Source organism: Paenibacillus sp. FSL M8-0228, assembly GCF_038007385.1.
Classification (GTDB): Bacteria; Bacillota; Bacilli; order Paenibacillales; family Paenibacillaceae; genus Paenibacillus; species Paenibacillus polymyxa_D.
Map to the genome: position 1 here is coordinate 4,270,438 of NZ_JBBOXA010000001.1, position 21,070 is coordinate 4,291,507.

The window sequence follows — 21,070 nt, forward strand, 5'->3', positions numbered from 1 at the left end:
AACATGTGAGCAAGTCTACCCCCTCTTTACTCCACTTGGAGCCTGTTTCATACAGGCGTGACGTGGTAAGTAAAGGATGCGCGCAACAAAAAACAACTTTTTTATTAAGGAGTGATTTGTAATGGCACGTAATCAAAATCAGGGGAAAATGAGTCGCGAAGAGGCAGGTCGTATGGGTGGAGAAGCTACTTCCAAGAAGCACAATAAGGAATTTTATCAGGAGATTGGTAAAAAAGGCGGGGAAGCAACTGCAAACTCTCACGATAAAGAATTTTATCAGGAAATCGGCAAAAAGGGTGGCGATGCTACAGCTGAGTCGCACGACAAAAATTTCTACAGAGACATCGGTCGTAAAGGTGGCAGAAATTAAGGTGTAATGTCCTCTTCCGCTCTCCTTTAACATATAAACAAGCTGAGCCCATCTGCTTTATTGCGGTATGGGCTCTTTCATATTTTCCCTGATACACAAACCTATCAGTATAGATATTTCTAATAGATTCAAATTAAAACCTCTTCTAAATGCAATATATAGACAAATAAAACTGCTCATGTCTATATATTGTTGATTACAGAACACTTCTTGTATTTTTTCAATATCTTCATATATGTAGAAAAAAGCTCACATCTATGATAGACTCTTTAGAAAACATCTGCGCTATCACGGCGTCCATTGAACGCCATACTATTTTTATACTTTGGGGGGAAACCAGCATCATGACAGCTAAGACGAAAATGCGTTCCGATATGATTAAAAAAGGCTTTGATCGCGCTCCTCACCGCAGCTTGCTGCGCGCAGCGGGTGTCAAGGAAGAAGATTTTGACAAACCGTTTATTGCGGTATGTAACTCGTATATTGATATCGTACCGGGCCACGTCCATTTGCAGGAGTTTGGCAAAATTGTCAAGCAAGCCATTCGTGACGCAGGCGGTGTACCTTTCGAGTTTAACACCATCGGTGTAGACGACGGCATTGCCATGGGCCACATCGGTATGCGTTATTCTCTGCCCAGTCGCGAAATTATAGCTGACTCTCTGGAAACTGTCGTGTCCGCTCACTGGTTTGACGGCATGGTTTGTATTCCTAACTGTGATAAAATTACCCCTGGCATGATGATGGGCGCATTGCGCGTTAACATTCCAACTATTTTCGTCAGCGGCGGTCCTATGAAAGCTGGTAAAGACAAGAACGGTCGCTCTATTTCCCTGACCTCCGTCTTCGAAGGCGTAGGTGCATATCAGGCTGGTAAAATCGACGATCAAAGCTTGCTTGAATTAGAACAATATGGCTGTCCGACATGTGGCTCCTGTTCAGGGATGTTCACAGCGAATTCCATGAACTGTCTCGCAGAAGCAATGGGTCTGGCTATGCCGGGTAACGGCACCATTCTCGCAGTAGCAGAAGAACGTAAAGAATTCGTTAAACAATCTGCACGCCAATTGATGGAATTGATTAAGCTGGATCTTAAACCACGTGATATCGTGACTAAAGAAGCTATTGATAATGCATTTGCATTGGATATGGCAATGGGCGGTTCCACAAATACAGTATTGCATACATTGGCACTTGCCCATGAAGCAGAAGTTGACTACCCTATCGAACGTATTAATGAAGTCGCAAACCGCGTACCTCATTTGTCCAAATTGGCACCTGCTTCCGACTATCATATTGAGGATGTTCATAATGCAGGCGGCGTAAGCGCAGTACTGAATGAATTGTTGAAGAAACCGGGCGCACTGCATGGAGACTGTATTACTGTAACCGGAAAAACCATTCGTGAAAACGTAGAGGGTCAGGAAATTCTGGATACTAACGTCATCCACAAACTGGACAACCCTTATTCCGAACGTGGCGGTCTGGCTGTATTATTCGGTAATCTTGCACCGCAAGGCTCCATCATTAAAGTCGGTGCAGTTGATCCTTCGGTTGGTGGTTATCACAAAGGTCCTGCTATCTGCTTTGATTCACAGGAAGATGCACTGGCAGGTATCGCCAACGGTAAAATTAATGAAGGACACGTGGTTGTTATCCGTTATGAAGGTCCAAAAGGCGGACCTGGTATGCCTGAAATGCTCGCTCCAACTTCACAAATCGTGGGTATGGGGCTTGGTGCCAAGGTGGGCCTGATTACAGACGGACGCTTCTCAGGTGCTTCCCGTGGTATCTCCATCGGTCATATTTCCCCCGAAGCTGCAGAAGGCGGACCTATCGCATTTGTTGAGGACGGCGATATCATCGAGCTGGACTTGAACAATCGTAAGATTGAGCTCCAGATTACGGACGAAGAATTCGAACGTCGTCGCGCCAACTGGAAAGGCTTTGAGCCGAAGGTGAAAACGGGTTACCTGGCGCGTTATTCCAAGCTGGTGACGAACGCAAGTAACGGCGGAATTATGAAAATCTAAATGCTTTGCTAAGATAGGACTACTTTATGAACGGCTAAAAAGCCTCTCGATCCCTAACAAAGGATCGAGAGGCTTTTTTATTAGGTCATCAGGGTTAGCCTATTCAGTCAGCTCGCTGTTGAGTGCATGGACATCATCTCTCTGAGCTGTTTGCTCAAGAGCTTCGTTTGAGCGGTGTGAGTCTCCCTGATGAAAACGTTCAAACAAGGTATCCAGTGGCATCACAATTATTTTCGGTACCATTACATCTTTTTTTTCATTCAATTTCTCTAAGCCCGAAGGATGGATAACACGAAATAACAGCTTAAGATATACAGTGGACACATGCTTAAACAATCCTTTGGGAAGCTCTCGAACTTGAAATCCCAACTTCTCTGGTCCCCGATGAATCATACTTACTGCATAGATCGCCTTTACACCCTTCATTTCAGAATCATGTACAATGCGTTGGGTCAGATCAGGAAGTTGTTTTTTTACAATCCGAATTAATTGAATAGCTAGATGTACCATCGACTTTGCCGTCGAACCCAATTGGAACAACTTTTTATTATCAAAATGAAGTTCGATTACCGGGTCCCCTTTTTTTAGCCACCTGCTGTTCTCCATATTTACATTTGGCCCATGATAGATACGGCGACGATAATAAAAGATCGTATCCTCCTGACTTACGGGACGAAGACGAAACAAAACATGAAATAGACGCTCATACTGAAGCCATCCAAATACCAGCGTTCTTTTATACCAACCCGTACTGGACATCTCGGAGGCAGTAGGTTGATTGACAGACTGACGGCAAAACAATGTATCCACCCGCACGCTGCGTAATTGTCGTTCTTGGGCGACCCTCAGTAGCTTCTCCAGTGCGATTAGCATATTCTGTGGCGCTTCCGCGTCTGCCCCCAATGTCGTACCACAGTCATGGAGCAGCATCACCTCGCCACCCCTTAGCTTTTTAAGCATTCTCTCTGCCAATTGTTTAGCTCCAATGCTTGCCTTCCAGTCCCCGAACATGGAAGACCATAATACGATTCGACGACCATTGGTGTTGGAAATATCAAAGAAGTTCACTATCCCCCAAGGTGGGCGATAAAAGGTCGTTCCCTCGCCAGTTACTCGACGAATGACTGACTCTGTCTGGGCAATTTGTCTTCTAACAGTAACAGGCCGCATAAGCCAATTCGATTTGTGCACATAATTATGAATACCAATTAGATGACCTTCATCATGCATGCGTTTCAGAAGCTCAGGGTGTTTTTCTGCATTTATCCCAACAACAAAAAAAGTAGCTTTGGCATCAAAACACTTCAGTAAATCAAGCAGCTGCGATGTATACACTGGATCAGGGCCATCATCAAAGGTGAGCGCATATTCTTGTTCACTTTTGCCGCGCCTGAACACCCGGAAACCAAATATACGACTAACCAGCGCCGGAATAAAAGCATAAAAAGTTGAAATGTAAAACATCCATAACAGCAAAGTCTGCACGTTTTATCCCCACTTTTCTATTCTGAACTCCCCAAGCAGGCTTCCTGAGGAAAACTCACTTACTTATATGTTATCACAATGACGTAAACATGCCGAGATTTCACTACTTCATACGGTCAGCATTGAGGTCCAATTTAGTGTACAATAAATAAAAATCTAAAAGGAGTCGTTGTATCCATATGCTTCCATTGTACAAAAAATATTGGCGTACCGTTTTTGATATCGGTTTGATCGTATTAACCGTGTATTTAATTATGTTCGTATCCAGCAAACTGTATCAACTTGCCGCACCTGTGTTCCTTTCGTTCGTCGTGTTCTGGTGCATTGAACCTGCTGCCCGTTATTTTCATCGAAAAGGAATGAAAAAACCTTTTGCCTCCGCACTCTCCGTATTGCTGTTTATTATCCTTTTACTTGCTATTTTTTTCGGATTGGGTCTGATTCTGGTTACGCAATTTACGAAAGTCGCGCAAAACCTCCCACAGTATACTCAGATTATCCAAGCGGAATTCACGCGGTATCTTCATCTTTCTCAAGATAAAATCGCTGCTTTACCTCCGGGTGTTACCGAACGTGTGAATGAATATTTTGCGACTGCCACCACCATTGCTACGAAATGGGCACAGCTAGGCTTATCCTTTTTCATACAGTTCCTCAGTTCTTTCACTGTTTTTATGGGCAACTTTGCCATTGCAATCATTTTAGCGTTCTTTTTAAGTATGGAAATTAATCTTTGGAAGAGCATTGCCCGTAGTAAAACACCCAAGACACTAAAAACTGCTTATCTTTTTCTGAAAAACCACGTACTTAAAGCTATCTCCGCTTTTCTCAAGGCTCAAGCTCTACTGGTGGGGATTACCTTTGTTCTCGTATTTATAGGTTTACTCATTTTGCAAGTGGATAATGCCCTCTCATTGGCGCTCGTGGCAGCTTTGTTCGATATCCTGCCCCTGTTGGGTGTACCTGTTATTTTTATTCCGTGGGCCGTGTATCTGTTCATCACAGGCAATACCGGCCTGGCAGTAGGCCTGCTTATTGTCATGGCTGTCACGGTGATCGTTCGTCAGCTGGCAGAGCCTAAAATCACTGGTAATTCCATCGGTGTTTCATCTGCCTATCTGATGCTTTCCTTTGCCATTATATCGTTGTCCATCTTTGGACTGGCCGGATTAATCCTATCCCCCATTCTGATCATTTTGCTCAAGGAATTGTGGCAGCAAGGCTATCTGCAGCAATGGATTCGGTTTCCGACAGAGGAATTTGACGAGCCTCCGTTTATCGTTAAAATACAGGAGGAGGATCGTGAAGCTACTCGTGGTACTCAGGAGGATTGAGCTAACAGATCCATCACTTGACCAAACAATGCTGTAGCTTGATTTGCAGAATGTGTTGAAGCATTTTGCACAAGGACGGCGACCGCATAACGAGGCCGCTCTATCGGACCATACCCTATAAACCACTGGTGATTGATGGGGTGACCGTTCTTCAAAGCTTGGGCCGTACCTGATTTGCCGGCCAGATTCCATGATTTATTACGCAACGAGGCACCAGTCCCCTGTGTCACAACCTTTTCCATTGCTTCACGAAGCGTGCGAGCCGTCGATGTATGAATCAAGCGGCTACCCTCAGGTGAAGGTGCAGCGTGAGTAGGTAGTTCCAGTAAGGTGCTACCATCTGCATAACTGATGCGTTTGACGACGCGTGGTGCATGTACTTGACCATCATGCAGCAAGGTGACGATGAGATTGGCAGCTTGGAGAGGCGTCACCAGCACATCACGTTGGCCGATAGCTGTCTGTACACGTACGCCCGGATCAGACGCGTTCGTATGGGGGCCGAATACGGCTCCCTTTTCTTCGTGATCCAGCGGTCTGAATTGAGGTAGTCCTGCAAGATTCCGCTCCTGCCAGCCCACAGTTCGGCCCAATCCCAGTGCAGAGGCTGTGGCCTGAATTTGCTCAGGATTAAGCCGTTCGCCGAGATGAGCGAACACACTATTACAGGATACGGCAAGCCCTTCCTCCAGGTTCAGGGTACCGTGTCCTTCTTTTTTCCAGCAAGCCAAACCGTACTTGCCATAAGTTCCATGACAATGGAATTGTTCCTGCGGTTGGACAACACCTGATTCAAGTGCAGCAGCAGCCGTAACCAACTTAAAAATGGAACCAGGCGTTATCGCCTTAAGTGCACGATTAGACCAGTCTGTTTTTTTCTGGGGATCAACATGACCGGGATTATAAAAAGGGCGAGACACCATCGCCAGTACATCCGCGTTGCCTGCATCGAGCACTACCACCGCCCCTTCTGCCAAATGACTAGATTCCGTCAGCTTTTCAATCTGTTCCTGTATAGGTAGATCAATTGTAGTCTGTACCTTTAATGGATAGTGACCATTGGATGGAGCACTGACACGCAGCGGTACATGAGCCAATGGACGACGCTGCGCATCTACAAATCGGGAGACGAACGTTTCACCGACGCCGCTCAGTAGCGGCTCCAGCGTTCTTTCCAGCCCGGCTGCCCCCATCGGCAGTTCACTCGCTCGGTCGGCACGTTCATACAAAAAGCCAAGCCATTGCCTGCCATTGGGCAAATCCCTGTAACGTTTCGCATAAGGTACAAGCTCAATAAGCGAAGGGGCTAACTTCAGCAGCTTGCCTGCTTCATGCGGATTGATTTGTACGGGCTCTCCGCGCCCATCTCGCCATATGAGCGGGGATTGCAGCCCTTTCCATCGTGTCAGTAGTTGCTTCTTATTCGTACGCAGTAGCTCGGCCAGTTCTTCGCCATGTAAAGCCGCTTTGCCATCTACATCGGGAAAAAGTACTGGCGTCCATACTACTCCGCCAGTCAAGGGTCGCCCATGCCGGTCCGTAAACTGTCCACGTCCAGAGTCGATAGAAATGCCCTCCTGTCGCTGACGTGCTGACATTTCCTTAAGCGAATGCCCCCCATAAACGGACATATGAATGCCCGCTGTCCCCTGAAGCCAAGCCAGTCGGAATAATAAAATCAGCAGTAGCGCCATCACCCCCAAGGCCATATATGCAATTCGACGTTTTCGTATGAAACTGCTACCACGCCTCGGCACACCCATCCTTCTTTCATCTTTTTTCCAGTAGTATGTCCTGTAGTTGAAAAAGAAAACCCACTCAACTTTTAACGTTGAATGGGTTAACCACGGAGATCAGTGACAATCCTGATTCCCATGGTTTAGTTATATCTACACCGTAAACCGCGAAAGCTGCTCCTTCAAGTTCACTGATACTCCTTCCAGTTTATCCGACAAACCTACCAGTTGATTACCAATATTGGCCTGTTCAGTGCTGAGTGAAGCGACTTCCTGTGAAGTGGCCGAGGATTGCTCAGCTACTGCACTTACATTGGTCATTGCCTCGGACAATGTGGTCTGTGATTCACTCAGATGATGAATGGAGGCGGTGACCGTTCCCAACCGAAGCGCGAACTCTCCCATTTGCTGCTGCACCGATTGGAAAATGTCCGTTGTTTCCTGCACGGCTCCCATCTGCTCCCGGAACAGCGGGTACACCTCAGATAACGCCTGTACCGTTTCATTCATCTCATTGACGATGTTATTAGTAATACCCGTAGCTGTGCGAATAGCTTGACGTGATTGTTCAGCCAGCTGCCGAACCTCATTGGCTACCACCATAAAACCACGCCCAGCCGTCCCCGCTCGTGCTGCTTCAATCGTCGCATTCAGTGACAGAATGTTCGTTTGTTTAGCAATATCCTGTAATACGTCCAGCACCTTAAAGACATCGGAAGTTGTCTTCTTCAGTTCATCTACTTTGCCTACCAGAGCATGCGTAGTTTCTTCCGTAACCTTAGTCTTGCTCAATAGATTTTTCAGTTGAACTGTCCCTTGTTCACTGGATTGTTCAACTTCTTGTGCGACCAGACTCATTTCATGATTGGAAGCCATAACCGTATCCATTTGCTGAGATATATTCCCGGTTAGTCCGCTGCCACGTTCGGCCTCTGTTGCCAAACTGGCGGCGCCATGAGCAATTTCTTCCGTTGCTGCTGCTATTTCTTTGGCTGAAATGGCTGTCTTCTTCGAGGCATCGCCTAGTTCCGTCGCTGTTTTCAGAACCTCCTGAGCTGAGGCATTCGTCTGCTCTACCAGCAATGTAATTTGCTCCATCATGATATCAAAGCTTTCTGACAACTGCCCAATTTCATCCTCAGCCTTATAGTTCGTTCGAATTTGCAAGTTGCCTTTGGCGCCTTCGACCATTAAATCCTTCAGGTGTGTCAATGGACGAGCCACGAGACGCACGATCCACAGGCCAATGAACAATGCAATGAGTGCAGCCACTGCAGCAAATATCCAGGTCGTGGTTAGAATCCCCTTAGCGTCTCTCACCAGCTCAGATACAGGTACTACACCCACGAGAATCCATTTGGAAGTTCCCAGCGTATTATGAACCGCAAGCACATTTTGCTCTTTGCCATCTGCAACCTGCTCCATAATTTGATTTCCTTCGATCCCCTCAAGCTTGGAAACGTAATCCAGCTTTGTCTTTCCTCCAGCCAAGCTCTCATTGTTAGAGCCTACAAACTCCCCCTTGTCTGTCACAAGGCTAATCATACTGCCTGAGCCCAAATTAACACCTTTCAACTCGTCCTCCACCGCACTGGACTTTAAATTCATAACCAGAACGTAAGTCCCTCCCAACCCGGACATACTGTTCATGGAGCGTGCTAGGCGAAAGGTCTTGCTGCCATTGTCATTCACCTGCGTAGGTAGCCAAACCATTCCCTTGTTTTTCAAAATATCCTTAAACCATGCTTCCTGCCGTACATCCTTTTGTGTTCCGGTGCCCATAGCAGCAAACTTGGTTTCTTCCGGGTACAAATACAATGAATCAATCGCTTTATTCGTAAAAGCAATATTCGTTAATTTCTTGTTTACTTCGCCCATAGCAACAAAAGATGCAAAGGGATTTTTATCTTGCTTTACAGCCTTTTGCAACTGATCACTTAATTCAGTATCAAAAAATACCTGTGTCGATGTGTCTTGAAAGCGCTCTAGAATAATGTCAAGCTTTTCTGAAGTTTGCTGAACGGTCTGCTGATAAGCCGTAGCTGCGTTTTGCTCAATCGTACTTTTAGCCTTGTAGTATGAGAGCATCCCCAAGCTGACCACAAATAACATAATTGCCGCAAAAAAGATCAGAAACAACTTCATTCCAACCGAACGTATCGGATTATAGTTTTTGACCAAATGCATGAAATCTTTACTGTACCTTTCTGGCTTAAGTAAACGCTTTAAATTGTGTGTACCCTTACGAATCGCCTTAGCTAACCAGGGCGCAACCTTCGAAGACATCGCAACCGTTTGTTCCCCTTTATTCGTTGCTTTACTGCCTTTCAAACCCTGCATTTGATCCGTTTTCTTGGGTTGCCTTTTTACTGTATTCCCCTCTTTTTTCCGTAAACCCATTCCTCTCACCTACCACCATATAATTAGTTTCTAATTCCACGTCATCCATTATGTATCTATTATCTATATAACTTCTATCGGAACTATTCGACAAGGAATGTAGCTTTCCTTTGAGCATCGACTAAATTTTGTGAAACTTTTTTCCTAGAAAACTATTCAAAAAAAGGCCTCTCCAACCGATAGGAGAGGCTTTTGATTCTTTTCGTCTGTGGCTTAAGGCTTATTTACTTCTTTTTACGCATCATATCAAAATACGATACGGGCTGATCTACCTTCATTCTAATTCGTTGAAGCGGGTGACGAGCAGCATCCAACTCGTTGCCTTCCTCATCCCAGATCGTTCCGACCGTTTGTTTGAAGAATGTTCCGTTCGGACCGAAAAATTCAATTTCATGACCGGGTTTAAAATGGTTCCGTTGTTGAATAGTTGCGATCCCACTCGCGGCATCGTAGTCCATGACTAGTCCAGCAAAATCATAAGGGACTGCCTTTTCTTCCGGCTCATAAATATGATCCTCATGATCCGGTGTATCGTAGAAAAACCCTGTATTCAGCGGACGATTAGCTGCCTTGTTAATTTCTTCAATCCATTCTGGTTTGAGCACATAATTCTCAGGATCAGCCATATAGGAATCAATCGCTTGACGATAGACATTCACGACCGTTGCCACATAGTGGATAGACTTCATCCGTCCCTCTACTTTAAAACTGTCTACACCTACATCAATCAGATCAGGGACATTTTCAATCATACATAGATCCTTGGAACCCATAGAAAAAGCATTATCACTCTCTTCAAACAATGGAAGCTGGTTAACACCGAGCTGGAACTGTTTCAGTGCATTGCTAACCTGTGCCTCTTCTTCAGATATCCAAACCTCACCTGGGCGGGCATCCTCAAACAGATCGTATTTCCAGCGGCAAGACTGACAACATCCCCCACGATTGGAATCACGGTCTGTAAAGTGATTGGACAACACGCAGCGGCCGGAAAATGAAGAGCACATCGCACCATGGACAAAAGCCTCGATTTCGATGTCCACATGCTTTTTAATTTCTTCGATTTCCTCCAGACTGGTCTCACGTCCAAGTACCACACGCGGTAACCCCTCGTTTTTCCAAAACTTTACCGCTTGCCAGTTCAGCGTGGACTGCTGTGTGCTCAAATGCACTTCCAATCCAGGAACAGCGCGCAATGCCACGGATACAATAGCCGGATCAGCGACGATAACGGCATGAATTCCCGCCTCGTACAGATTGCGCAAGTACTCCTCAATTCCGGCAATATCTTCATTGTGGGCATAGATATTGGTGGCCACAAGCACTTTAGCACCATACTTGTTCGCAAATTCTACACCTTCGCGCATTTCCTCAAAACTGAAATTATCGGCGTTAGAACGCAGACCATATTTTTGTCCACCAATATATACAGCATCCGCGCCATAGTGAACGGCAAACTTCAGTTTTTCCAGATTTCCGGCAGGAGCCAACAGCTCCGGCTTGTCCAAACGATTCCGTTTACCTATATATTTTCTCGCTTTGGTTATCGTCCCCATGACGTTCCCCCCTCTGTAAATTCATTTTAAAATTAATAAACCTGCTCTTTATAGAAAAATCCGAAGGAAAGTTCCCGTTCAGGATCTTGAAGACGGCGAACTTCATCCAGCCAGCTTTCATCATAAGCGTAAGCATCTGGGTCGGCTGTATAACTATCTATTGCTTTACGATAAGCACGAACAACCGCCTCATTGTAAGCCGTAGGCTTCAATAAGCCCTCGATCTTAAAGCTATGCACGCCCGCCTCCATTAGAATATGCAGGTCCTCCATGATGCAAAAATCATCTGAACTCATAATATGTGTCCCATTTATATCCTCGTAAATAGGGAACTTCTCTTCTTTCCGCTCTGCTTCAATCAGAAACAAGCCGCGTCCTCTACCCAAATCCCCTTCTACATTACGTCCCTGGTGCAGCATATAACTTTGAACAAGCTTACGCTTGGAGTGATAAATATTAGTCATGCCATGTACCTGAACCTGTGCTTCTATGTTCAACTTTGGTATCATTTCGGTAATTTCATCCATACTCAGCTCACGAGCCAAAATGACCCGGGAAGCCCCCTTTTCACCCCAATAGTTGGCGGTTGCGAAGTTGGTAGAGATCATCTCACCGTTCCAGAACAGCTTCAGATGCGGGGCATACTCCTTCACGGCCATAAGCACTGCGGGATCATTAAACTCAATGGCGTCTATGCCGCATCCAGCTAGGGTCTGCACATATTCGGGAATGAGCGGCAATAGCTCGTTCGTCATCAAATTCGTCATAGATACATATACCTGCGCCGCATGCTTGCGTGCTTCTTCTACCACTTCACGGATTTGGTCCGGTGTAAAATGTCCCGGCAGTCGCATTCCAAAGCGGTCATCTCCAATAAGTAATGCAGTAGCTCCAGCCCCCAGCATATGGCGGGCATCCTCCGGAGAGCTGGAAGTTGCCAGTAGTTCGGGTTTGTAAGCCATAGGCTCACCTCCTAATTTGTCTTACGGTTACTTACCTGAATGTTATGCAAATGTTCTTTATACGTTTTGGCAAACAAATGTTCATGTGTCCCGTCTTTTTTGGTCACATAAAATAAATAATCTGTAGCTTTCGGCTGTAAAGCCGCTATCACTGAGTTCAGACTGGGACTTGCAATCGGCCCTGGTGGAAGTCCCAGATGCAAATACGTATTATAAGGGCTTTCCACAGCCAAATCCTTGTAATACAGCCGTTCTTTTTGCTTGTCCAGCATATATTGAACCGTAGCATCAATTTCCAGCTTCTTACCCTGTTTGAGCCGGTTATAAATGACGCCAGCTACTACAGACCGCTCATCTTCCACAACCACCTCGCGCTCTACCAAAGAAGCAACCGTCAGCAGTTGATGCAGCGTTTCACCCCGCTGTTTCAGCTTGGCATCCAGATCGGAAACAGTCTCCAACCGCTTTTGTGTCTGTTCTAGCATCACCTGTATCATATCTTTGGCCGTGCTGCCCTTTTTCAGCTCATAGGTTTCCGGGAAAAGGTAGCCCTCCAGCGCATAGCGAAGCCCCGCCTGCTTTGGAATGTCCCGCACCAGCGCGACGTCAAAAGCGGACGGATCGTTGGCCAGCTGCAAAAATTGCTGCCGGTCTGCCAGTCCTTCCTTTTGCAGCTTATCAGCCATCTGTCTAATCGTAAAACCTTCCGGGATTGTAAAACGAATCATTTCCTCTTTGACAACATCTCCAGCCGATAACTTAGTAATCAACTGATCAAAGGTTGCGCCAGGCTGCGCCTCATATTTTCCGGCCTGAAATGCGCTTCCTTGCTGTTTGAATTTTACATAAGCCTTAAACACGAGCGCATTACGTATAAGTCCCTTTTGCTCCAGCGTATCTGCGATTGCCGATGTTCCTGTTCCCTGCACCACCGTAAAAGCAACGGGTTGTGTTTGGGGCTGAACAGGCTGCATGGCATTCCAAATATAGAGGGCTACCCCTCCTGCTATAATGATAAGCAGTAGCAACAACGTAAACATCCTCGTCCTTCGCTTCACATCCACCCAACTCCTTCACAGCCAAAAAGGGCGGACTGGTCCGCCCTTTCAGGTTTGATCTCATCGCTATCCAGACTTACAGTTCTTCCGGCAACGTACATTCATCGTACAGTTCGGAAATATCTTCCCACTCATCATCATCTTCAATGGTGGTGATAGAGATTTCGCCGTCTGTGGATGAGCTTACATGGTAAAGTTCATGTTCGCCAACAGCAGCCCCGGGTCTACGCAATACGGCGTACCGTTGCTCCCCTACCTTGAACTCTGCTTCCAATTCCATGCGAATCGCATGGCCCTGTTCATCCTGCAACTCTACATCGCCGTCGAACGTTTCCTTCAAATCAGAGGTCCAACTCAGGTCTTCACGTGAATAGCTCGTCATTTCCCGTCTTCCTCTTCCTCTTCTTCTACGAATGTATTAAAGGTCTCTTCGACGATTTCCCATTCGGCATCGTCTTGGATCACAAACAATTTAATATCATCGCCTTCTTCCTCGTAACGGAAGGCGTACACATCGGACTCATCAGCTTCAGGGTCCACTGGCGCAACCATCATGTACTTCGCTTCGGAACCATCTACCTCAAACTTCATAATGACCTCGAACTCTTCCTCGTTGCCCTCGTCATCGGCAATATAAATAATTTCCGGCTCTTCTTCCATACCCACTTGATTTTCAGCCATTACGAAATCCCCCTCACCTTGTACTGTGTGCGTCCAAATAGTTTTGCAAGATCAGGCTTGCGGCCAGTTTATCTACCACCTGCTTGCGTTTTTTTCGGCTGACGTCGGCCTCCAGAAGCGTACGCTCCGCCGAACGCGTCGTCAGCCGTTCATCCCAAAGGTGAACGGGTAAACCCAGTAACTCCTTGAGTCGGTTCGCAAACTCGATGCAAATCTCACCGCGTGGACCCACGGTTCCGTTCATGTTTTTCGGCAAGCCAACAACAACCTCGCCGACCTCATTTTCACGAACCAAATTTGCAATTTTACCGAACTCGCTGTCGTCACCGCGTCGTTCTATGACTTCCAATCCTTGGGCGGTCCAGCCGAAGGCATCACTTACGGCGACCCCAATTCGGCGATCCCCGTAATCCAATCCCATTACTTTCATGCCTGTCTCCTAACGATGCTTAGCAAGATAGAAACGAACCAACTCTTCAATCAACTCATCGCGTTCTTTTTTACGTACCAGGCTTCTAGCATTATTATGCCGTGGCACATAAGCCGGATCACCGGATAGCAAATAGCCGACAATTTGATTGATCGGATTGTATTCTTTTTCTACCAACGCATCATATACGGTCAACAAAATCTCCTGAGCAGAAGCTTCCTTTTCATCTGCCTTGACATTAAATTTGACCGTTTTGTCCATGGAATCCATTGTTGACACCTCGCTTCCACAAAACATGTGTACATGTTTATGCCAGCTTATTCTTTTACATCATACCATAAGCAAAGCCCTACAAGGAAATATCTAAGCCCGTTTTTTCCCAAAAATCTGCAAAAAATATCGAACTTTATCCTTGTGAGGCTGCCGCCACCAGTTCATGCGCACGTTGAAGTGCTTCATCCAGCTTGCTGGCATCCTTACCACCGGCTTGCGCCATGTCAGGTCGTCCGCCACCGCCGCCACCGCATACGGCAGCAATTTCTTTCACGAGCTTGCCTGCATGAAGTCCGGCCTTGGTATGCTCTGCCGGAACTGCTACGACAAAATTAACTTTATCGTCCATTGCAGCGCCGAGCACCAGCACAGCAGCCGGAAGTTTCCCTTTCAGTTCATCAGCAATCGCACGCAACGCGTCCATGCTGGAAGCCTGCACGCGCGCAGCCAGCAGCTGCACCCCGCCTGCTTGCACGACCTGATCGGTCAGCTGGCCTGCCTCAATAACGCTCAGCTTGCTCTGCAGCGATTCATTTTCACGGCTAAGGTCTTTAATTTGTTGCTGCAATGATTCGATACGCTTTGGTACCTCAGACAGCTTGGATTTTACAAGTCCAGCCGATACCTTCAACAGCTCTAATTGACCTTCCATATATTCAAAACCAAAACGTCCGGTCACCGCTTCAATACGACGTACACCTGATCCAATGCCGCTCTCGCTGACAAGCTTGAACAAGCCAATTTGCGAAGTATTGCTGACATGACAGCCACCGCATAGTTCAATGCTGTAATCGCCTACTTTAACGACCCGCACGATATCTCCATATTTTTCACCGAACAGCGCCATTGCTCCGAGAGCCTTGGCTTCATCAATCGGTTTCAGTTCAATATTAACGTCCAGTTGGCTCCAGATGGCACGGTTTACACGCAGTTCAATATCCGCCAGTTCTTCTGGTGTAATGCTTCCAAAATGGGAGAAATCAAAACGCAGACGCCCAGGCTCTACCAAAGAACCCGCCTGATTGACATGGTCACCCAGCACTTCTTTAAGCGCTTTGTGAAGCAAATGCGTAGCCGTATGGTTTTTCTCAATTTCTCCACGTGAAGCTTGATCAACTTCAGCTTTCACCGTATCGCCAACGTTCAGCTCACCAGCTTCTACAACAACCTGATGCACATGCTGACCTTGTGGCGCCTTAAACAATCCTTCGACCTTCGCGGTTACCGTACCTCCACGCAGCAAGCCTTGGTCACTGACTTGTCCTCCGCTTTCGGCATAGAAAGGAGTCACATCCAGCACGACCTGGCAAGACTGCCCTTCACTAACAGTGTCCACCAGTACATCTTCATATACAATCGCCACAATTTTAGACTCAGTTACGAGGTCATTATATCCAACAAATTCACTTTTAACCGCCAGATCGGACAAAGCTCCGCCCTGAATCTTCATGCTGGCGCTGTCCTGATGTGCATCACGGGCGCGTTTGCGTTGTTCCTGCATCGCTTCATCAAAGCCTTCACGGTCTACTTTCAAGCCCTGCTCGTCTGCATAATCCTCTGTGAGATCGAATGGGAACCCGTACGTATCATACAGTTTGAAGGCATCTGCTCCACTAATGACATTGCGACCTTCTGCCTTCGCCTGAGCACTGATATCGGACAAAATTGCCAATCCATCTGTCAGTGTTTCATGGAAGCGTTCCTCTTCCGTTTTGATCACTTTGATGATGAAATCACGCTTGTCCACTACCTCAGGGTAATACACACCCATGACATCCCCAACGGTTTCCACCAGCTCAAACATAAATGGACGGTTCATGCCCAGCATTTTGCCATAGCGCACAGCCCGGCGCAGCAAACGGCGGATCACGTAACCGCGTCCTTCATTAGAAGGCAGCACACCGTCACCAATTGCAAAAGCTACGGTACGAACATGGTCAGCAATAACCTTAAGAGCCACATCACTGTCCACATTTTCGTTATATTTCACTCCTGCCATCGCCGCTGTTTTTTGAATTAGTGGCTGGAAGATATCCGTATCAAAGTTGGAATCCACATTTTGCAGAATGGATGCAAAACGCTCCAATCCAGCCCCTGTATCAATATTTTTGTTTGGAAGCGGCGTATAGCTACCGTCTTTGTTATGGTTGAATTGTGAGAAAACGAGGTTCCACACTTCCAGATAACGCTCATTTTCTCCCCCCGGATACATTTCAGGGTCCGTCATGTCGCTACCGTAGGCTTCGCCACGATCATAAAAGATTTCCGTACAAGGTCCGCAAGGACCTTCACCGATATCCCAAAAGTTATCTTCCAGTTTGATGATACGTTCGGCAGGAAGTCCAACTTTTTCGTTCCACAGCTTGTACGCTTCCTCATCCTCAGGATACACAGTTACAGCCAGACGTTCCGGATCAAAACCAATCCATTTTGGATCCGTCAGAAACTCCCATGCCCATGTAATGACTTCTTCCTTAAAATAGTCGCCAATAGAAAAGTTGCCGAGCATTTCGAAAAAGGTGTGATGGCGGCGCGTTTTACCGACATTCTCAATATCGTTCGTCCGAATACATTTTTGCGAATTGGCGATACGTGGATTTTCTGGCTTCACACGTCCGTCAAAATAAGGCTTAAGCGGTGCCATACCCGCATTAATCCACAGCAGGGAAGGATCTTTATGTGGAACAAGCGGCGCGCTTGGTTCAATCACATGTCCCTTGCTTTCAAAAAACTCCAGCCATTTGGAGCGGATTTCACTAGCTTTCATATAAGTAGCCTCCTAATTATGGTGTCACTTTTCCTGGCACAGGCCATAAAAAAACAGAAAAACGCCCCTGAACGGATCAGGGACGATTGTATCGCGGTACCACCCTGGTTAACGCCGTCCCCTCTGTACGAAATGCCCATGCGCAAGCTGCACACCAACATTTGCTTAACGGACGATCGATCGCCTTGTTTTCACTGGTAACGGGAGCATCCCGGCGGGTTCAGCCCGCACTTCGAAATGAGCTTTCCCTACTGGATAAACACATTTAAACATACTCAATTCAGTATATCCGTGTCATTTAGCCGTGTCAACGCGATATCAGACAAGATACATACGGTGTAAGGACAAAATCAGATCGTTTTCCGCTTCACGTAATAAGCAAAAAAATGTTGAAGTCCTACCTTTAATACCGCCATCACGGGAACCGCTAAAATCAAGCCGGTAATTCCCGCAATTTCACCACCCACTAGCAGAGCGAAAATAATGGCTATCGGATGCAGATGCAGCGTTCGTCCTACCACCTGGGGAGAAATGACATTGCTTTCCAACACTTGAATACAAGTGTTAACGACCACGACCAAAAGCACCATTTTGAAGGAGATTGTAGAAGCCATGATTACTGCCGGAGCGGCTCCCAAAAAGGGGCCCAAATATGGAACGATGTTAAAAACCGCAACCACTCCTGCCAGCAACAGCGCATAAGGCATGCCAATCAGCATATATCCGAGATAAGCCAGCACGCCAATAATGACGCATACCAGTAATTGTCCCCTGACATAGTTGCCAAGCGCCTGATCAATTTCCTTAAGTACCGTTACAATCGCCTTACGACGAGAACGCGGGAGGTAAGACACAATCGTCCGCTCGAACACATCAAAATCTTTCAAAATATAAAAAATGAGGAACGGTACAATGAATACATTGAACAGCATGTTGATCATCCCGCCGATGTTATCCATAAAGGTAGAAATTCCGGTTGCCATCCGATTCTCTAGTTGGAAAAACCATTGATTCATACCCGTTCGCACCCCTTGGGGCAAAATGCCGCTATCCATATTCGTCATTAATCCCTGTGCATGCATGGTCAGCTCAGGCAGATGCTCATTCAGCTCATCCAGTTGTTCAATAAACATCGGAATCAGGTTCATCAGAATCACAACGAGACTGGCCAAAAATACAGCATAGATGAGCAGCACAGCTACGCTTCGAGGCACCTTGCGACCGCCCAGCATATTGACAACAGGATTAAGTACATAGGAGATGATCATCGCTACCGCAAACGGAGCAATGATTGTTTTCAGAAATTCATACAAATGAAAAAACAAAGGTCGCAGCAGCCAGATAAAATATAGAATGACAAGTCCCAGCAGCGTCCATATTCCGTACCGGAACAGTCTACTTTTCGTTAATTGCTCCATTTCGTGCCCCCTTACCGGACTAGCCTTCTTTAAGTATATGCCTGTACCTCTACTTTAATCCTTCCCGCGAGTCTGGAATGCTACATCGATTACCATTGTAAAAAAATGATGAAAACGGATGAAAATAATTAACAAAGTCATTCCATCTGACGATATAAGTACAAAGCACTATTTTAGGATTTCATATTTCTGAAACATCGGGGGTCATTACATGAACTTAAAAATCAAGCTTATTCTCCTTTTCACTTGCATTGTTATCGTTGCAGCCGGGCCTTTATCCGTTATTAGCATGACAAGTATCAAAAATCAGGCTAACCGTGACATACAAGAGCTTATGACTAGTAAAGCCACCGAAACCGTCAATCAGCTCGACGGATGGACCAGCGGCAATGCCAAAATTATCGAGACACTGGCTGCAGGTCTGGAATCGAGTGATATTTCATCAGATGCCAAAACCGTATCTCTGAAAGCAGCTTTTGAAAACTATAAAGATCAAAATATTTCCAACATCTACGCAGGCTTTGAAGATGGATCCTACTGGGATGGATCTGGCTGGTTTGAAGCTGGTTATGATCCTCGCGCTCGTCCGTGGTACAAGGATGCCAAAACCAAGGGAGAAATGTATTATTCCTCACCTTACACCGATGCAGGCAGCAATGACTTCACCATTTCTATTGCTAAACCTCTCAAAGATTCCAACGGCTCTATCACCGGGGTAGTCAGCGAGGATATTATGTTAAATGATATGACAAAAATCATTAAAGACATAAACCTGAACGGATTAGGCTACGCATTTCTGATTGACCAGAATGGAGTTGTGGTCGCACACCCAGACAGCAAGCTGGCCGGTAAAAACCTTAAGGATACGCCCGAGTTGGGTTCATCAACTGCGGCCCTGCTGAGCACAGCTTCGGGAAAAACAGACTATACCTATAATGGCAGTGACCGTCAGCTTTATTTTAAAAAGATGCCTAGCACTGGCTGGATTGTAGGATTGTCCATTTCAAAAGATATTGCTTTTCAGGAGTATTACTCCACTCGTAATCAGTTGATTATTACCGTTGCTATCATCTTGGTCGTTGCTATGCTGCTGGCAATCTGGGCGGCAAACAACTTTATCAAGCCAATTCGGAAGCTTCAAGTGAACGTCAAACGTATAGCTGAAGGCGATATGACAGCTCGTGTGGACATTAAGGGTAAAGATGAAATTGCCAGCCTGGGTACAGATTTTAATATCATGTCTGATAATCTCTCTCACCTGTTGCGCAAGGTATCAGATACTGCAGGCGATGTCAGCTCAGCTTCCCATGATATGCATCAGCACGCTAAGGATACTGGAACCATCGCGTCACAAATCTCCAGCGCAGTTCAGGAACTTGCCCAAGGAGCGAGCGACCAAGCTGAGGCTGTATATTCCGGCTCTGAGAAGCTGACTCACATGACAGGCTCCATCGACCAGATTGGCGAAAGTGTCAAACGGACCCAAACTGCCGTATTCGAAACAGATTCTGCCGTGCTTGCAGGGTATGAAACAGCTGAACGTCAAGCGAAACTGGCCGCCGAGTCCAGACAAACGACGACTGCGGCAGGGGAAGCCGTAGATTCACTCACGCTAAAAACTCAGGATATTGAGCGGCTGGCCGGAGCCATCCATGATATCGCCGCACAAACAAACCTGCTGGCCCTCAATGCATCTATCGAAGCAGCACGGGCCGGGGAACACGGACGAGGTTTTGCCGTCGTCGCGGGAGAAGTGAGAAAGCTGGCTGAGCAAGCTGGCAGTTCCAGTGACAGTATCATGAGTAAGCTGGAAGAAATTAAGATTGCAGGAGTACAAAGCGCGGAGGAAATGAAGAGGGCTCTTGCTGTAACTGTAGAACAGGAGCACGCTGCCATTGCAACGAGACAGGCGTTTGAGTCCATTCGTGGCGCTTCTCAGCATATGCTTGCCCAAATTGAGGACGTTACAGCCGCCGCAGATGATCTCCGTGTGAATGCCGGGCATATTTCCGACGTCATTTCCAGCGTTGTCGCTGTTTCTGAGCAAAGTGCAGCATCTACAGAGGAAGTGGCCTCCTCTGTGCAAGAACAAGGTCATGCCATGAATAATATTGCTGACCTTTCTGCCAAACTCGATTCTCATGCAGATCTTCTATTGGAAGAGGTCAAACGCTTTAAATTGTAGAACTTACAATCTTCACAATAACGGTATACAAAAGAGGGTGCCCTCAGCCATTATGGCCGTACGGGGCACCCTCTTCGTTGTTTTTTATCAAGCGTTATACAACCTACTAAGCCGTATGTAGATCACACCTCTTAGTAAGCAGCCTGTCCACCTTTGGTGTCCAGCTTAGGAAGAAGCGTGAATTTGCGGCAAGTCCTGTTGTGCCATCTCATCTCCAAAGAATAGGTCGTCCAGCGAACTGAGCGTTCCATCCTCTTCCACTTGGTAGACAGACATTTTTTCACCATTCACCTGAAGTTCGATAAAGCATCCCCAGCAATAAAATTGATGGGAGCCAATTTTTCCGATATCTTTGGAATTACAATTCGGACATCTCAATAAA

17 protein-coding genes are annotated in these 21,070 nt (G+C 46.5%); 4 read left to right on the plus strand and 13 right to left on the minus strand.

All coding sequences use genetic code 11. The features are described 5' to 3' along the window. Positions 1-121: 121 nt before the first annotated feature. Positions 122-370 carry a KGG domain-containing protein gene (locus tag MKY98_RS19045; RefSeq protein WP_023989894.1) on the plus strand — a complete coding sequence of 83 codons (249 nt, stop codon included), beginning with the start codon at positions 122-124 and terminating at the stop codon, positions 368-370. Between the two features lie 344 nt (positions 371-714). Continuing rightward, positions 715-2,403, plus strand: coding sequence for a dihydroxy-acid dehydratase (gene ilvD, locus MKY98_RS19050; protein ID WP_039272868.1), 1,689 nt, complete (start codon positions 715-717; stop codon positions 2,401-2,403). Between the two features lie 99 nt (positions 2,404-2,502). Here ilvD and MKY98_RS19055 read toward each other — a convergent pair whose 3' ends face one another. Further along, positions 2,503-3,888, minus strand: a complete 1,386-nt coding sequence (locus MKY98_RS19055) for a polysaccharide deacetylase family protein (protein WP_069012475.1) — start codon at positions 3,886-3,888, stop codon at positions 2,503-2,505. Positions 3,889-4,067: 179 nt separating this feature from the next. Here MKY98_RS19055 and MKY98_RS19060 point away from each other — a divergent pair, with 179 nt between their 5' ends. Further along, positions 4,068-5,222 carry an AI-2E family transporter gene (locus MKY98_RS19060; protein ID WP_069012474.1) on the plus strand — a complete coding sequence of 385 codons (1,155 nt, stop codon included), beginning with the start codon at positions 4,068-4,070 and terminating at the stop codon, positions 5,220-5,222. Here MKY98_RS19060 and MKY98_RS19065 read toward each other — a convergent pair. From MKY98_RS19065 to MKY98_RS19115, 11 genes are all read right to left on the minus strand, one after another. Further along, positions 5,210-6,985 carry a peptidoglycan D,D-transpeptidase FtsI family protein gene (locus MKY98_RS19065; RefSeq protein WP_069012473.1) on the minus strand — a complete coding sequence of 592 codons (1,776 nt, stop codon included), beginning with the start codon at positions 6,983-6,985 and terminating at the stop codon, positions 5,210-5,212. The genes MKY98_RS19060 and MKY98_RS19065 overlap by 13 nt on opposite strands. Before the next feature lie 126 nt (positions 6,986-7,111). Then, positions 7,112-9,358, minus strand: a complete 2,247-nt coding sequence (locus MKY98_RS19070) for a methyl-accepting chemotaxis protein (RefSeq protein ID WP_069012472.1) — start codon at positions 9,356-9,358, stop codon at positions 7,112-7,114. Between the two features lie 224 nt (positions 9,359-9,582). Continuing rightward, positions 9,583-10,914: a peptidase U32 family protein gene (locus MKY98_RS19075; protein ID WP_069012471.1), complete on the minus strand. Its 1,332-nt coding sequence runs from the start codon at positions 10,912-10,914 to the stop codon at positions 9,583-9,585. A gap of 32 nt (positions 10,915-10,946) precedes the next feature. Next, positions 10,947-11,876, minus strand: a complete 930-nt coding sequence (locus MKY98_RS19080) for a peptidase U32 family protein (protein ID WP_069012470.1) — start codon at positions 11,874-11,876, stop codon at positions 10,947-10,949. Positions 11,877-11,887: 11 nt separating this feature from the next. Next, a complete protein-coding gene (gene mltG, locus MKY98_RS19085) occupies positions 11,888-12,916 on the minus strand; it encodes an endolytic transglycosylase MltG (protein WP_069012469.1) in 1,029 nt (342 codons plus the stop codon). A 94-nt stretch (positions 12,917-13,010) separates the two neighbouring features. Continuing rightward, positions 13,011-13,316, minus strand: coding sequence for a DUF1292 domain-containing protein (locus tag MKY98_RS19090; RefSeq protein ID WP_013311522.1), 306 nt, complete (start codon positions 13,314-13,316; stop codon positions 13,011-13,013). Continuing rightward, complete coding sequence (locus MKY98_RS19095) at positions 13,313-13,615, minus strand: DUF1292 domain-containing protein (RefSeq protein ID WP_013311523.1); 303 nt, start codon at positions 13,613-13,615, stop codon at positions 13,313-13,315. Before MKY98_RS19095 ends, MKY98_RS19090 begins: the two co-directional genes overlap by 4 nt. Positions 13,616-13,628: 13 nt before the next feature. Then, positions 13,629-14,045 (minus strand): Holliday junction resolvase RuvX, encoded by a 417-nt coding sequence (gene ruvX, locus MKY98_RS19100; RefSeq protein WP_029515724.1) that lies wholly within the window; start codon positions 14,043-14,045, stop codon positions 13,629-13,631. A 9-nt stretch (positions 14,046-14,054) separates the two neighbouring features. Continuing rightward, the gene (locus MKY98_RS19105) at positions 14,055-14,315 is read right to left on the minus strand and encodes an IreB family regulatory phosphoprotein (RefSeq protein ID WP_007431624.1); all 261 of its coding nucleotides are present in this window, start codon (positions 14,313-14,315) and stop codon (positions 14,055-14,057) included. Positions 14,316-14,451: 136 nt separating this feature from the next. Continuing rightward, entirely contained in the window at positions 14,452-17,085 is a 2,634-nt protein-coding gene (alaS, locus tag MKY98_RS19110; RefSeq protein ID WP_029515725.1) for an alanine--tRNA ligase, read from the minus strand. Between the two features lie 350 nt (positions 17,086-17,435). Then, complete coding sequence (locus MKY98_RS19115; RefSeq protein ID WP_029515726.1) at positions 17,436-18,503, minus strand: AI-2E family transporter; 1,068 nt, start codon at positions 18,501-18,503, stop codon at positions 17,436-17,438. A gap of 211 nt (positions 18,504-18,714) precedes the next feature. On the opposite strand from MKY98_RS19115, the gene MKY98_RS19120 reads away from it, so the two are divergent. Next, positions 18,715-20,688 carry a methyl-accepting chemotaxis protein gene (locus MKY98_RS19120; RefSeq protein ID WP_029515727.1) on the plus strand — a complete coding sequence of 658 codons (1,974 nt, stop codon included), beginning with the start codon at positions 18,715-18,717 and terminating at the stop codon, positions 20,686-20,688. Between the two features lie 165 nt (positions 20,689-20,853). On the opposite strand, the gene MKY98_RS19125 is transcribed toward MKY98_RS19120, so the two are convergent. Further along, positions 20,854-21,066, minus strand: coding sequence for a hypothetical protein (locus tag MKY98_RS19125; protein WP_013311529.1), 213 nt, complete (start codon positions 21,064-21,066; stop codon positions 20,854-20,856). Positions 21,067-21,070 lie beyond the last annotated feature (4 nt).

Coding starts and splice junctions, on each gene's coding strand:
- MKY98_RS19045 (WP_023989894.1), top strand. CDS start 122: ATGGCACGTAATCAAAATCAGGGGAAAATGAGTCGCGAAGAGGCAGGT.
- ilvD (WP_039272868.1), top strand. CDS start 715: ATGACAGCTAAGACGAAAATGCGTTCCGATATGATTAAAAAAGGCTTT.
- MKY98_RS19060 (WP_069012474.1), top strand. CDS start 4,068: ATGCTTCCATTGTACAAAAAATATTGGCGTACCGTTTTTGATATCGGT.
- MKY98_RS19065 (WP_069012473.1), bottom strand. CDS start 6,985: ATGGGTGTGCCGAGGCGTGGTAGCAGTTTCATACGAAAACGTCGAATT.
- MKY98_RS19070 (WP_069012472.1), bottom strand. CDS start 9,358: ATGGGTTTACGGAAAAAAGAGGGGAATACAGTAAAAAGGCAACCCAAG.
- MKY98_RS19075 (WP_069012471.1), bottom strand. CDS start 10,914: ATGGGGACGATAACCAAAGCGAGAAAATATATAGGTAAACGGAATCGT.
- MKY98_RS19080 (WP_069012470.1), bottom strand. CDS start 11,876: ATGGCTTACAAACCCGAACTACTGGCAACTTCCAGCTCTCCGGAGGAT.
- mltG (WP_069012469.1), bottom strand. CDS start 12,916: ATGTTTACGTTGTTGCTACTGCTTATCATTATAGCAGGAGGGGTAGCC.
- MKY98_RS19090 (WP_013311522.1), bottom strand. CDS start 13,316: ATGACGAGCTATTCACGTGAAGACCTGAGTTGGACCTCTGATTTGAAG.
- MKY98_RS19095 (WP_013311523.1), bottom strand. CDS start 13,615: ATGGCTGAAAATCAAGTGGGTATGGAAGAAGAGCCGGAAATTATTTAT.
- ruvX (WP_029515724.1), bottom strand. CDS start 14,045: ATGAAAGTAATGGGATTGGATTACGGGGATCGCCGAATTGGGGTCGCC.
- MKY98_RS19105 (WP_007431624.1), bottom strand. CDS start 14,315: ATGGATTCCATGGACAAAACGGTCAAATTTAATGTCAAGGCAGATGAA.
- alaS (WP_029515725.1), bottom strand. CDS start 17,085: ATGAAAGCTAGTGAAATCCGCTCCAAATGGCTGGAGTTTTTTGAAAGC.
- MKY98_RS19115 (WP_029515726.1), bottom strand. CDS start 18,503: ATGGAGCAATTAACGAAAAGTAGACTGTTCCGGTACGGAATATGGACG.
- MKY98_RS19120 (WP_029515727.1), top strand. CDS start 18,715: ATGAACTTAAAAATCAAGCTTATTCTCCTTTTCACTTGCATTGTTATC.